The sequence below is a fragment of the Shewanella violacea DSS12 genome (genome assembly GCF_000091325.1).
GTDB classification, from domain to species: domain Bacteria; phylum Pseudomonadota; class Gammaproteobacteria; order Enterobacterales; family Shewanellaceae; genus Shewanella; species Shewanella violacea.
This window is the reverse complement of record NC_014012.1, coordinates 408246-421823: the sequence shown is the minus strand read 5'-3', so window position 1 is coordinate 421823 and position 13578 is coordinate 408246. Positions and strand designations below refer to the sequence as shown.

Genomic DNA, 13578 nt, shown 5'->3' with positions numbered 1-13578 from the left:
ATGAATATAGAGGTCTTATTTAAACAGCGAACATCTCAGATAATTTACAGGTTCTCCTCGGCGAATTCGGCCAGACGCGAACGTACAACACCATTGAGATAGATGTTGGCACTGCCTTCGAAGTCTTTGAAACGCTCGACGATATAGGTCAATCCCGATGTCACTGCGGTGAGATAGTTAGAATCTATCTGTGACAGATTACCACTACAGATAAGCTTAGTTCCCTCGCCCATCCGGGTGATCATGGTCTTTATCTGAGAAGCCGTCAGATTCTGGCACTCATCGAGGATCACCACAGAGTTTTGTATCGAACGACCACGCATAAAGTTGATAGATTTGAACTGGACATTAGCCTTGTCCATGATGTAGTTCATGCTACCACTGGGATTCACATCATTCTTATGCAACACCTCTAAGGTATCAGTAATCGCCGCGAGCCAAGGCGTCATCTTCTCCTCTTCAGTACCAGGGAGGAAACCTATGGATTCGGCGATTTCGGGTGTATTACGGGTTACGATAATTTTATCGTAAAGCCCTCTCTCGACTACCATTTCCAGGGCCGCCGCCATGGCCAATAGGGTCTTACCGCAACCTGCTGGGCCGGTGAGGATCACTAAATCTATCTCCGGATCCAGCAGAGCCTGCATCGCCATACCCTGATAAATATTCTTCGGACGAATCCCCCAAGCATCTATGTTGAGTAACCTGTCTTTACCGAGATCTAACAGTTTAAGGTCGTCACTGGTCTTCTCCAGCACTCGAGCACAGAAGTTGGAGTCTTCGTCTATCAAGTATTGGTTGATATAAAAATTCTCATCTCCTACCTCCTTCACAGGAATGGTATGCACTGTATGGCGCCCATGGGACTCGGTAGAAACATGCTCTTTACGCTCCCAAAAATCACCCTTGAATTGATGAAAACCGGTAGTCAGGAAGCGAATATCATCGATGAGTTGATCGGTGCGATAATCCTCCACCAGTTTAATACCAGCACCTTTGGCCTTGAGGCGCATATTGATATCTTTAGTGACGAGAACGACGTTACGGGGTTTATGGATTTTTTGTAGGTGCAGTGCAGTGTTGATGATGCGGTTATCGTTATTATTGTCCGGTAGGGAGGCGTGAGTCATTTCGAGTTGATGATCGGGGAAAATAGATAGGGTGCCACAGGCATCGCCGTGATCTTCCCGCCGTGGTAGCTTGACTCCTTGAAGTATCTGCTCAGGAGTTGTTTTACCGCCGAGTATGTCTTCCAGTGCCCTGATGGCGACTCGCGCGTCTCGGCTAACGTCTCGTTTCCTATCTTTTATCTGATCCAGCTCTTCCAGAACTGTCATGGGAATTACTACATCGTGCTCCTTAAATGAATAGATGGCTAAAGGTTCGTGTAGTAATACATTGGTATCCAGTACAAACAACTTTCTGTCGTCTTGTTCCATGGCGCCTCCAATTATTTCTATCTATATGATGTTATATTTTCACGGCTCCCTGTGCTTTAAAATCATGTCGAGTAAGAAATATCGGTGAGTACCAATAATAAAAATCAGCTATCACCTTGATTTCATACTGACACTATTAAAGTGCCGCTTCAATCACTTGCTTAGAACTTTCTATAATGGAGAGTTACTTAGTTAGATTACACTGATATGACAAATCACAGATAAATAAACTACTAGTATAATTTGTAATCAGCACTTTTAATAATTAAGCTAGCTTAGACACAAAATTGAGGTCGATTTAGGCCGTTGAAAAAGGCTCAGAGCCTTGCACTTTGAGGGCGTTGAGGTAAAATACGCGCCCTTTCGTGGTTCACCCGTAGATGAGAAATAGTTAATGCCCTTTTCCTTAGGTCAACGCTGGATAAGTGATACCGAATCAGAACTTGGTTTAGGTACAGTCGTAGGATTAGAAGGCCGTATGGTCACGCTGATGTTTCCAGCAACCGATGAGAACAGGCTGTTCTCACGCACCGAGGCTCCCCTGACTCGAGTTATTTATAATCCTGGCGATAAAATTGAAAGCCATGAAGGCTGGAGTCTTACCGTCAATGAGCTCGAAGAGAAGAATGAGCTCATTATCTACCACGGAATTCACACCGAAACTGGTGAGCAAGTCTCTCTTAGAGAGACCTTACTCAACCACAATGTTAGATTCAACAAGCCTCAAGACAGGCTATTTGCCGGTCAGATCGATCGCTTAGACAGATTCGGTGTTCGATACCAAAGCCAATTATTGAGAAATAAGCTAGCCACATCGGATCTTCTGGGACTTCAGGGACCGAGAGTCGGCCTGATCCCACATCAGCAGTGGATCGCCCATGAAGTGGGTCGCCGTTTTGCCCCTAGAGTATTACTCGCAGATGAAGTGGGTCTAGGTAAGACAATCGAAGCGGGACTGATCATTCATCAGCAACTGCTCACAGGTCGCGCCGAGCGAATTTTAGTGATAGTTCCCGATACTCTACGCCATCAGTGGCTGGTCGAGATGCTGCGCCGCTTCAACCTTAAGTTCTCTGTATTCGATGAAGACAGATGTATCGAAGCCTACGCCGACAACGAAAATCCATTCTATACCGAACAGCTAGTGATCTGCTCTCTGGAGCTATTGCGCAAGAAGAAACGTCTGGAACAAGCCATAGATGCCGATTGGGATCTTATGATTGTCGATGAAGCACATCACCTAGAGTGGACCGAAGAGGCACCTAGCCGCGCCTACCGTATCGTTGAGGCCCTGAGTCAAGCCGTACCTGGCGTATTATTGCTAACCGCTACGCCGGATCAGCTGGGTCATCAGAGTCACTTTGCCAGATTACGCCTACTGGATCCGGATCGTTTCTACGATTATGACGTCTTCCTCGAAGAGGAAAAAAGCTACAAGGATGTTGCTAGTGCCGCCGAAGCGCTCGCCGGCGGTGATGCACTCTCGACCGACGCTATTGCTCAGCTAACTAGCCTACTTAGCGAAAAAGATATTGGCGCGACTCTGGAGTTAATTCAGGCAAGCGACGCCGATGTCGACAAGCAACAAGCCGCCCGAGATGAGCTTTTACAAGATTTGCTGGATAGACATGGCACGGGCCGCGTGCTCTACCGTAACAGCAGAGCATCGGTTAAAGGCTTCCCGACACGTATTCTACATGCACATCCACAAGCAATACCGAGCCAATATGTGACCGCGGCGCGAGTCGGTGCCATGATGAATGGCCATTTGGATACTGCCGCTAAGGTCAAGCAAGCCCTGAGCCCTGAGAAGATCTACCAAGACTTCGAGAGCAGCAGTGCCAGTTGGTGGAAATTCGATCCAAGAGTCGATTGGCTCATCGAGTTTTTAAAAACCAACCGCAGCAAGAAGGTGCTGATTATTGCCAGCCAGGCGGAAACAGCCCTGAGTCTGGAAGAAGCTCTGCGTACTCGCGAAGGCATCCAGGCAACCGTATTCCATGAAGGCATGTCGATTATCGAACGTGATAAGGCCGGCGCCTACTTTGCACAGGAAACTGGTGGTGCTCAGGCACTCATCTGCAGTGAAATTGGCTCTGAGGGCCGAAACTTCCAGTTTGCCAGCCAACTAGTCTTGTTTGATCTACCTCTGAATCCGGATCTACTGGAACAGCGCATAGGCCGTTTAGATCGTATCGGTCAAAATAACGATGTCGAGATACACTTGCCTTACTTGGCAGGCACGGCCCAAGAGTGCCTGATGCAGTGGTATCACCAGGGACTCAATGCGTTCGAGCAAACCTGTCCCAGTGGACACATACTCTTCAACGAATTCTCTGAGTCTCTGCTTTCACAGTTGATCACTCAAGATGAGACGGCAATGGAGGAGTTGCTAAGCGATACTCAGACTCGTTATCAAGAGCTAAAAACCGCCATGGAACAAGGCCGGGATAAGCTGCTTGAGATCAACTCCCATGGTGGCGATCGCGCTGCTAAGTTGGTACAACGTCTGGCAGAGCGAGATCAAGATACACAACTTATCGGCTCGGTTATCCGCTTATGGGACATCATAGGTGTCGAACAGGAAGATTGTGGTGAAAACACCATAGTGCTCAAGACCAGTGAACATATGATGTTCCCGACCTACCCGGGGTTAACTGAAGACGGCATGACTATCACCTTCGATAGAGACGTGGCCCTATCCCGTGATGATATAGCCCTTATCACTCAGGAACATCCTCTGGTTCAGACAGCTTTAGACCTGATCACCTCATCTGAGACAGGTTCCACCAGCGTAGCCGTATTGAAGAATAAGGCGCTCCCTGCGGGTACCATCTTCCTCGAGCTGATCTATATGGCAGATGCTTCGGCACCTAAAGCTAGCCAGCTATATAGATACCTGCCGCCTACACCTGTGCGTATCTTACTGGACAAGAATGGTAACAACTTGTCTGACAACGTCACCTACGAAGGTTTCAATAAGCAACTCAGTGCGGTCAATCGACACATTGCCAGTAAACTAGTCAATGCTTATCAGACAGTTCTTCACCCATTATTTGCTAAGGGAGAAGAGTTTGCGCAGACTGAGCTTAAACTGCTGGCCGAGAGTGCTAGAGCGAAAATGACCTCTCAACTCACGGTTGAACTCGAGCGTCTCGAAGCACTCAAGGCTGTGAACCCTAACATTCGTGACGAAGAGATCACTCACCTGAAGAATCAAATGACCGAACTCAATGGTTATTTGGATGATAGCCTGCTGCAACTCGATGCTGTGCGCTTGGTGCTAGTGAGTCACGCTTAATACCAATCGGTACAAGATAAGCGACTATAGACCCTAGGTTCTCGAACCTAGGGTCTCCTCATATTAGCTAGGCTTTTTTCAATCACCCAGCCAATTTATCCTGTTATACTTTGTCTATCTTATTCTCTGCCCAAGCATTACGTGTTTATGCATTTCAACCCAGCTCTTGTTATCTCTCTCTTCTTCCTTCTTACCGCTCCAGCAGCTATTGCAGCCGATCCCCAAGATGCCTCGCCTACAGAAACGATAACCCAAGAGAACATGACCCAAGATAAGGCCGTATTCCCCGGAAAATACGATTACCTGCCCAAGGAGGAGATAATCGAAATTACCTTAGGTGAACGCAAGACGGAGGTCTTAGTCAGGCCCTGGAGTGGTAAGAAAAAATTGGGCAGTGCCATCTTACTTGCTAACCTGGGAATGGGCGCCGATGGCGCAGGATTTCAAGCCTATTTGAGACGACAATTAAACCCTGCCGGCTGGGCAACTATCTCGTTAACCCCACCGAATAAAGTACTGACACCTAACTTTGCCACCTCCCCAGAGGAGATAGCCAAGGCCGGCGAGATGAAGCAAGCTCAAAAATCCACCGAAATGACTGAGCAATATGCTGATGATGTTTGGAAAAAAATTCGTGAAAAACAGAGTCAGTTCCTCAGTCAGGCCATAGACCAGCTCGACGCAATAGGCGCTCCCTATCCGGGTAAACGTTTACTGATCACCAGCGGTCAAGGTGCCGGATTAGTCATAACTATGCTCAGTAATAACCTGCTGGCCAAGCCCGATATACTGGTAATAATCAACCCTTATATGAAGATGAAGGATGAGAACCTAGGGCTAGCTAAGCAGCTGGCAGAGTTAGACATACCTGTCCTTGATATCCAATCTGCCGATGGTCATAGAGCTTCCTATAAGACGGCTCGCTTGAGAGCCGAGCTATCCCCGCAAAATGCCCCTTATCGATACAGTCAGCAGACATTGGTACTCAACCTCAATAACCCCATGTCTTGGGAGACTGCATTGAAGCTCATCGAGGGCTTTGCGTTAAGAATAACCAACAGAGCAGAGCCCTAAAAACGATTGATGCCGATTTACCATCTGGCTTGCCTGTCTTTGTAGACCTTGTCAGGTTCACTTGTTTGCCGCTTAGCCGCTATCAGTCTATTTTTACCTAGGAGTAACCTAATTTGACTGAAGGACTCTCGGGATAACAGGCTGCGGATGCTCGAGTTCCAACTGTGATTTATGCTCATCTTGATTGCCGCGTTGGCATCTGGCGAGGTCTTAGCTAAGATTGCAGCTAACTCGAGTGCTCGCACCATAGGCTCATCGACAACTTCGGTCACTAAGCCTTTAGACAAGGCATCTTGTGCACTCAGCACACCAGCCGTCATCGTCAGCAGTAGCGCCTGATCCTTAGAAACCACTTCCCTTAAAGACACCAGGCCCGCCATATCTGGGACCAGTCCCCACTTAGCTTCCATAATCGACAACTTGGCATCACCGGCCGAAATGCGAAAATCGGCGCCTAGCGCTATCTGCATACCCCCACCAAAACACACACCCTCAAGCACGGCGATAACAGGCATAGGTAATCTTCGCCAGCCAATTGAGACTCTCTGAGCCAAGTTAGCATTGCCAGGAAGCCACTTAAACAACAGCTTCACCGCCTGTATGGGAGACTTAGATACACTCTTAACATCTAAACCTGAACTAAAATTTCCTTGGCTCCCAGAAAGAATTACCACATGAACCTTACGGTCACGCTTTAATTCACCTATCACCTCATCCAGTTCTCGAAACATCTCGAAATTAAGTGCGTTGTATTTTTCTGGCCGATTTAAGATGACCTGGGCCACCTGTTTATCAATGATTAGCTGAACGAACTTCCTTGCCATATTACCCTCTGCCTTTAAACTGGTCAGTCCAGGCTAAAGATTAACATATTTGGATTATTTAACTAATTAGAGATAATATATAAATAACAATTGACCATGGTCAAAAAAGTGACATAGTATTTCCATTTTTGGACCCATTCCGATAAACAGAAATTGATAAATACCTGCTTATTGCAACGTAAAGCCCAAAACTCCAACAAATAACGATCAAAACTTACCATTTGAACAACTGAATTCAATAATAAGTGTTATCTTGAATATATGGGCAGATTAGGATGTTGAAACGATAATGTCGATCCCAGTACTGATATGTGATGATTCCGCACTCGCGAGAAAACAGATGGCGAGAACGCTCCCCAAAGAGTGGGATGTCGACATCACTTTTGCAAATAATGGTGCCGAAGGTATTGAGGCCATTCGAGCGGGCAAAGGTGAGGTTGTTTTTCTCGATCTAAACATGCCTGTTATGGATGGCTATGAAGTTCTGCAGACCATACAGCAAGAAGATCTCCCCGCTTTAGTCATAGTCGTTTCCGGTGATATTCAGATAAAAGCCCATGAACGTGTCAAGGCGTTGGGTGCCCTGGACTTTATCCAGAAGCCAGTTAGCGCAGATGCTATCAGTAACATATTACAAGAATATGGCATTCTCACCATAGCAATAGGCGATGAAGTTGCCGACAGCCCTATGATAGAAGTCGACCTACGTGACGCCTGCCAGGAAATAGCCAATGTAGCCATGGGACGCGCAGCGGATCTACTGGCTAAATTACTCGACGTATTCGTGTTATTACCCATCCCCAACGTGAATGTGCTTGAGGTCAGCGAACTGACTATGACCCTGAAAGCCACCGAAGAACACAGTAAGGTCTCTGCACTATGCCAAGGTTTTATCGGTGCAGGTATCGCCGGGGAGGCTTTGCTCCTGTTCCATGACTCGTCCTTTAAAGACATGGCAAAATTAATGGGACTCGAGAATCCAGAAGATAAAAATACCGAAATAGAGGTAATGATAGATACGGGTAACGTATTGATTGGCGCCTTTCTCAATGGCATCTCCGAACAACTGCATATGAAATTCAGTCAAAGCCACCCTGTAGTGCTCGGCCGCCACTGTACCGTAAACGACCTTATTCATGATAATTCGGAAAAATGGTCTCGTACCTTGGCCATGGAGATAAACTATCGCATCGAAGATCATGATATCCAATGCGATCTACTCTTGCTGTTTACCGAAGACTCATTACCGACGCTCAATTATAAGCTCGCCTATTTGTTAGATTAAGTTTGGACCTATCTATGTCATACGACCGAAGCGCAATGAACGAACTACACTGGTTAATCGATATGGTTCAAACCATAGAAGTTGGCTTGGTAGTTTTAGATAAGAACTTTGATATCCAGCTTTGGAATGGCTTCATGGAGAACCATAGCGGAGTGTCCCCTAACTCAATCAAGGGGTCTAATCTGTTTGAACAGTTCGACTACCTTCCCGCTGACTGGCTGAAGCAGAAGATGGAATCGGTTTTCTTACTCAAGAACCGGGCATTCATCAGCTGGGAGCAGAGACCTTATGTATTTAAATTTAAGAACTATCGTCCCATTACCGGACGAGCAGATTTTATGTACCAGAATGTCACTCTGCTGCCTCTATCCTCTCTCACGGGACAGATCACTCACATCAGCATGATCGTTTACGATGTGACCGATGTAGCCATCAACAAGTTGCAATTAAAATCCGTCAATGAACGCTTAGAGCATTTAAGCCAGACCGATGGGTTAACTCAACTTCATAACCGCAGATACTGGCAAATATGCATGCAGAAAGAGTTCGATCGCCACGCTCGTTATGGCGACGAAACGAGTCTGGTCATGTTCGATATTGATCACTTCAAGAAGGTTAACGATACCTATGGCCATATGGCAGGCGATAAGGTGATCCAGCATATCTCTCATCTTCTTAGCCAGTCTCTACGTGAGACAGATTGTGCGGGTCGATATGGTGGCGAAGAGTTTGCTGTGGTCCTGGTAAAAACCAGTGCAGAAGATGCGCTTAAGTTCGCCGAACGCTTACGTAATAAAATTGAAACCACAGAACTGGTTTATGAAGGCAAGCCTATCAAGGTCACCGTCAGCATGGGGATCAGCGATCTACAAGATCGAGTCGGCAACAGTGGCCAATGGTTATCATTTGCCGATCAAGCACTCTATAAAGCTAAAGAGGCTGGGCGAAACAAGTGTTTGATCTATAAGTCTAAGGCATAACTAGCTTATACAAAACCAGAACGGTAAAAACAGAAAAGGCCCATAATGGGCCTTTTTTAAGCTTAACCGAATAGTTTCAGACAGCTTAGTGAACAGTGTCTTTGTCGTCTTTATCTTTATCTTCGTCGTCTTCTTCTTCAAAGTCTTCAAAATCTTCGTCGTCATCTTCAAAGTCTTCGTCGTCATCACGTACCTCATCACCGTTTTCATCGATGAAATACGTACCCCAACCGTCATAGTCGACTTTCTGCTTAGCCGCTAAGGTTAATAGGGCTTCACAAGCCTGATCCAGCAGCTCAACTTCAAGCTTATGGCTTGCGACAGCATCGAAACAGTAGATAACAGAGCCATCTTCCAGCTCCATCTCTTCGGCATCATTGACTTCAAAACCTGATTTAAACGCATCTACAGCCGCTTTCTCTAGACGGTCGAAGTTTGTCGATGAAAAATGATGCTCAATTGTGTAGTCGACATCGGGATGTGAACCGTCACCAAGAATAGCATCGACTATCTCTTGGTTTTCTTGTTTCTGTGCCTTAAGTAAACGCTCAATTGACATGGATGACTCCCAATAAAAAATCTCGGCAAATTATATACCATAGCTAATACCAGTTCCATTAAGTAAGTGATGATAAATTTAATAGCATTGGTATAAATCGACACCCGTGGAATGGTATTAATCCAGACACAAAAAAGCCTCCGACAATGGAGGCTTGATTAGCGAATATCTCTCTTGGGGATTACTTGGCCATTAACGCCGATGCTTCCAGGTTAAGCTGAGTCAACTTGGCTGACATTAACACGTGGATACGCGATGAAAGCTCCTTGACCTGGTGCTTAGCCAGCCCCTTAGTTTCAATAGGTTCCATCATCTCTATGATGACAATGCCATTGTTCCAACGATTAAGCTTGATATGCCCCTGATTGGAGGCTAATACAGGCACCATAGAGACACCCGCCGCGATGGCAGTATGGAAGGCGCCTGATTTGAACGGCAATAAGCCCTTACCATGTGAGCGTGTACCTTCGGGGAAGATCCAAATAGACAGACACTTCTCTTTAATCTTTTTGGCTGTTTGTGCCATGGTTTCGAAGGCTTTATTACGATTCTTTCTATCGATCAAGATATTACCCGATAACCAGTAAATTTGACCAAAAAATGGAACCCAGGCTAAGCTTTTCTTACCCAGACTCACTGTCCCCTTAGGAACCGCAGCGGTATGAGTGAACATATCGAAATTATTTTGATGATTGGCAAGATAAATACAAGGTTCATCTTTTAAGCCAGAAGTTGGTTTACGAACTATAACCTTGATGCCTAATACCGGCGCAGCATAGGAAAATATTTTAGCGAACATGTGTACATTGTCTCTATGGCGAGGTCTGAACAGACAAAAAAGGCCACCAAAAACAAATGCTAGCAATAACATCACAGCTAATATCAACGATCTGAGAATTAACAGCACAATATACTCCCTTGATTCTAATCGCGACATTATAGCCAGCAAGCGTGCATGACTCAATATTTTGTTTACGTTTGTAGCCCGAGACAGGTCCCAAACAATTAGAGTAAATAGACTAAAACCATGCTTTAGCTAACTTTAGCTGGTATAGCAACTTCCTGTCCGGTCTTAAGGGACAAGCTAAGTGCCAGCCTAAATAAGATAGCACTGACCGCAAGTGTGGCCACTATGGCTGCGCCACTAGGCAGATCCAGAGTTGCAGAAACAAGCAAACCTAAGATATAGCCCGTTAACCCCACCAGATAAGCGGCCCCTAGCCTATATCTAGACCCAAACTTATTGACCGCAAGCGCGGGCAGTATCAAGGTACTGAACACCAGGTAAACACCGACAAGCTCGACCGATAAAGTGATGACTATGGCAAACAGGATATAAAAACCACTGCCCTCGAGCAGGCTAGGCCTTAAGAAAACCACGGCTAATACCAGAGCCGAGACACAAGCAGGCCAGATGAGTTGCGACCAATTAACCCAGAGTATTTGCCCCGATAGAAGCTGTTTAAGCATCTCTGCACCATGGGGATCGTTTGACAGCAACAACATGGCAGCAACGGCAGACAAGACATAGAAACAACCTATGATGGCCTCGAGTTCATCGGCCATACGCTTAGACAACCAGGCAATAAACCCAGCTCCCCCAAGAGCAAACAGGGCAGGCATCCACACATTAGAGAAGGGCAGATGCTCGATATCATGATTGAGGTGGGCGACAATAGCGCCTAATGCAGCCACTTGGGCAATCGCTAGATCGATGAAAATAATTCCCCGCTTCAGCACCTGCTGGCCGAGTAATACATGGGTCGACAACACCAGCACACCCGCGGCTAGTGCCGGCAGGAGAATGGAGATTAAGTTAATATCAAACATAGGCGAATACTCGCTTTTTAAGCGTAATCGAATAGAAGATAGGGACAGTGGATAGACCACCGCCCCTATCGAATTGCTCTAGCTAGCTTTTACGCTAAGTAAGAGATCTAACACACTGTCGTAGAGGCTAAAGAGATCTTGGCTCTGATCGTTGCCGCCGACCGACATAGGTAGCACCTGAACCGGTAAGTTGGCACGATCTCCCAACCAATTAGCGCCACGTTCATCTTGATAAGAAGCCACGATAATCGCCATCACATCCCCCGCCTCCGTACGTGTCAGCAGACTTGCAAGGTGACTACTACTAGGTGGCAATCCAGGCTTAGGCTCTAAATCAGCAACTTGCTCTATCCCCACCCAAGTGAACAGATATTTGAAGCTGGAGTGATAGGCGATGACCTTCTTACCGTTCAGGGGCGCAGCTTTCTTCTTCCAAACAGGAATAGCCGCAGTCCATCTCAGGCTAAAGTCAGCCAAGGCCGATTCATATTCTGCTTTACTGGCTGGGTCCACGGCTATGAGCTTAGCCGTAAGAGCCTGCGCCACCTTCAACATCCGCTCAGGTGAGAAGTGAAGATGAGGATTACCCTTAGCATGAACATCTCCCATGCTGCGATCCACAGATTTAAGCTGGTCTATGGTTTCAACCTGCTCGGCGGCATAGAAGAGACCCTGATCCGTCGAGCGAACCTTAGCGTTAGATGACTTCATCTGCAGCATAGGCAGCCAACCAACCTCAAGATCGGCACCGGCACAGACAGCGATATCCGCTTGACGCATCTTAGCAATCAGACTCGGTCTGGCTTGCACCTGATGTGGGTCTTGCATCGCAGTCGTCGCCGAATAGATCCTGGCATTGGGTGCCAACTCTTTCGCCAAAGACGCATACTCGGGTTCACAGGCAAAGATATTGAGCTCCGCAGATGCCAGGCTCGAATAACTCACTACTATTGCGGCTATCGCCGACTTTACTAACTTAGAATTGATGCGCACCGTGAGCCCCCAGAGTCATTACATATTGAAGAGTTAGAACATTATCGTCTTCGATACCGAAGAAGTTAGTCCCTTTCTGATTGGTGTACTGCACTCGAACCGTAGAGAAATGGCTTTGATGCCAAGCCAAGCTGACCTCAGTTTCTTTTAGCTTCTGGGCATGGAAGTGATCCCCATGAAGCTCCTGAACGTCGGTCTCACCATAACGAACACCGGCGGACCAGTTTGGAGTAAACTGATACACACTACTCAAGTACCAAGCTTGCATATCATCGACACTAGCTTCCGAATGATGATCATGGTCGTGGTCGTGACCATCTTCCAGAGGAGCAAAGTCAGTCACTCTGAAGTACTCACCACTGATCGTGAGGTGTTGATATTTATAGTTGCCATTCGGCGCCCACTTATAGACGAAGTCGGCAATATAGGTGTTCTCACCGGTAAAGCTAGCGCTGTGACTGTGGTCATGACCTTCGTCTTCGCTAGCGTGATCTTCGTGCTCAGCTTCGACCATGCGGCCATTCTCGTTACGCATGTAACTTAGACCGGTTTGCCATGAACCATTACCTATATCCCCACCTATCTTGGTATAGGCGGTGTAGACACCGATATTTTTATACTCTCGCTCGGCGTGGTCACTATGACCTTCATGATCCTCATGCTCTTCATGCTCACCACCTGCGGCGCGCATGCTGTCTCCCTTAAAACCTTCCATACCCATGGTCCAGTAAAGATCTGTAGGTGCCACATAGCTTAAGCGCACACCATCGTCGAAGTAATGGCTACCAAGGAAAGCACGGTATGCACCAGGTCGGTCAGAGAAGGCATCTGTATGAACATGTTGATTGTTCAAGTAACCCACGTCGGATAAGAAACGACCCGCACGGATTGAGAATCCCCCCGGCATCGCTAAGGTCTGAATGAAGCCTTCTTCAAGCCCCAACTCAGTTTCACCATGGTGCATCTCAATCACGGCGGTTAATTTTCCGTAAAACATATCATCGATATTGGCACTCATGGCTATCTCGGTGTGACCTAAGCCGAAACCTTCATCACGTTCGGCCATCGGACGCTCGGTGTTTTGATAGTAGCCATCGAGCACGGCACTTATCGCCGGGTTGGTCAGGCTAGGGTTTTCAGCAAACGCTGAAGTCGTAAATAAGGCGCATGCAGCGGCCACACATGATATGCGGTGATTTAAAACGGTCATTTGTTTCTCCAAAATACAGCATAAGTCCCCTAACATTTCTATAAAAATTAGTAATTAGGTGCTAGGTGGACTAAATCAAAAAA

11 protein-coding genes are annotated in these 13578 nt (G+C 46.8%); 4 read left to right on the top strand and 7 right to left on the bottom strand.

Annotated features, from left to right (window positions below):
• Positions 1–44 precede the first annotated feature (44 nt).
• On the bottom strand, positions 45–1439 hold the full coding sequence (locus SVI_RS01675) for a PhoH family protein (RefSeq protein WP_013049638.1): 1395 nt from the start codon (positions 1437–1439) through the stop codon (positions 45–47).
• 394 nt (positions 1440–1833) lie between these two features.
• Here SVI_RS01675 and rapA point away from each other — a divergent pair, with 394 nt between their 5' ends.
• Both rapA and SVI_RS01665 read left to right on the top strand, forming a co-directional pair.
• Positions 1834–4740 (top strand): RNA polymerase-associated protein RapA, encoded by a 2907-nt coding sequence (gene rapA / locus SVI_RS01670; RefSeq protein WP_013049637.1) that lies wholly within the window; start codon positions 1834–1836, stop codon positions 4738–4740.
• Positions 4741–4887: 147 nt separating this feature from the next.
• Complete coding sequence (locus SVI_RS01665) at positions 4888–5814, top strand: alpha/beta hydrolase family protein (RefSeq protein ID WP_013049636.1); 927 nt, start codon at positions 4888–4890, stop codon at positions 5812–5814.
• A gap of 17 nt (positions 5815–5831) precedes the next feature.
• On the opposite strand, the gene SVI_RS01660 is transcribed toward SVI_RS01665, so the two are convergent.
• Positions 5832–6638, bottom strand: a complete 807-nt coding sequence (locus tag SVI_RS01660; protein WP_013049635.1) for a crotonase/enoyl-CoA hydratase family protein — start codon at positions 6636–6638, stop codon at positions 5832–5834.
• 289 nt (positions 6639–6927) lie between these two features.
• Here SVI_RS01660 and SVI_RS01655 point away from each other — a divergent pair, with 289 nt between their 5' ends.
• Positions 6928–7923 (top strand): response regulator, encoded by a 996-nt coding sequence (locus SVI_RS01655; RefSeq protein WP_013049633.1) that lies wholly within the window; start codon positions 6928–6930, stop codon positions 7921–7923.
• Positions 7924–7937: 14 nt separating this feature from the next.
• Positions 7938–8903, top strand: a complete 966-nt coding sequence (locus SVI_RS01650) for a GGDEF domain-containing protein (protein WP_041419573.1) — start codon at positions 7938–7940, stop codon at positions 8901–8903.
• Between the two features lie 85 nt (positions 8904–8988).
• On the opposite strand, the gene rraB is transcribed toward SVI_RS01650, so the two are convergent.
• The 5 genes from rraB to SVI_RS01625 all read right to left on the bottom strand — a co-directional run bounded on the left by rraB (position 8989) and on the right by SVI_RS01625 (position 13495).
• On the bottom strand, positions 8989–9462 hold the full coding sequence (rraB, locus tag SVI_RS01645; protein WP_013049631.1) for a ribonuclease E inhibitor RraB: 474 nt from the start codon (positions 9460–9462) through the stop codon (positions 8989–8991).
• Positions 9463–9643: 181 nt separating this feature from the next.
• Entirely contained in the window at positions 9644–10369 is a 726-nt protein-coding gene (locus SVI_RS01640) for a 1-acylglycerol-3-phosphate O-acyltransferase (RefSeq protein ID WP_041419572.1), read from the bottom strand.
• 125 nt (positions 10370–10494) lie between these two features.
• Complete coding sequence (locus SVI_RS01635; RefSeq protein ID WP_041419571.1) at positions 10495–11292, bottom strand: metal ABC transporter permease; 798 nt, start codon at positions 11290–11292, stop codon at positions 10495–10497.
• A 78-nt stretch (positions 11293–11370) separates the two neighbouring features.
• On the bottom strand, positions 11371–12285 hold the full coding sequence (locus tag SVI_RS01630; protein WP_041419570.1) for a metal ABC transporter solute-binding protein, Zn/Mn family: 915 nt from the start codon (positions 12283–12285) through the stop codon (positions 11371–11373).
• A complete protein-coding gene (locus SVI_RS01625) occupies positions 12269–13495 on the bottom strand; it encodes a hypothetical protein (RefSeq protein WP_041419569.1) in 1227 nt (408 codons plus the stop codon). Before SVI_RS01625 ends, SVI_RS01630 begins: the two co-directional genes overlap by 17 nt.
• Positions 13496–13578: the final 83 nt, after the last annotated feature.

Coding starts and splice junctions, on each gene's coding strand:
- SVI_RS01675 (WP_013049638.1), bottom strand. CDS start 1,439: ATGGAACAAGACGACAGAAAGTTGTTTGTACTGGATACCAATGTATTA.
- rapA (WP_013049637.1), top strand. CDS start 1,834: ATGCCCTTTTCCTTAGGTCAACGCTGGATAAGTGATACCGAATCAGAA.
- SVI_RS01665 (WP_013049636.1), top strand. CDS start 4,888: ATGCATTTCAACCCAGCTCTTGTTATCTCTCTCTTCTTCCTTCTTACC.
- SVI_RS01660 (WP_013049635.1), bottom strand. CDS start 6,638: ATGGCAAGGAAGTTCGTTCAGCTAATCATTGATAAACAGGTGGCCCAG.
- SVI_RS01655 (WP_013049633.1), top strand. CDS start 6,928: ATGTCGATCCCAGTACTGATATGTGATGATTCCGCACTCGCGAGAAAA.
- SVI_RS01650 (WP_041419573.1), top strand. CDS start 7,938: ATGTCATACGACCGAAGCGCAATGAACGAACTACACTGGTTAATCGAT.
- rraB (WP_013049631.1), bottom strand. CDS start 9,462: ATGTCAATTGAGCGTTTACTTAAGGCACAGAAACAAGAAAACCAAGAG.
- SVI_RS01635 (WP_041419571.1), bottom strand. CDS start 11,292: ATGTTTGATATTAACTTAATCTCCATTCTCCTGCCGGCACTAGCCGCG.
- SVI_RS01625 (WP_041419569.1), bottom strand. CDS start 13,495: ATGACCGTTTTAAATCACCGCATATCATGTGTGGCCGCTGCATGCGCC.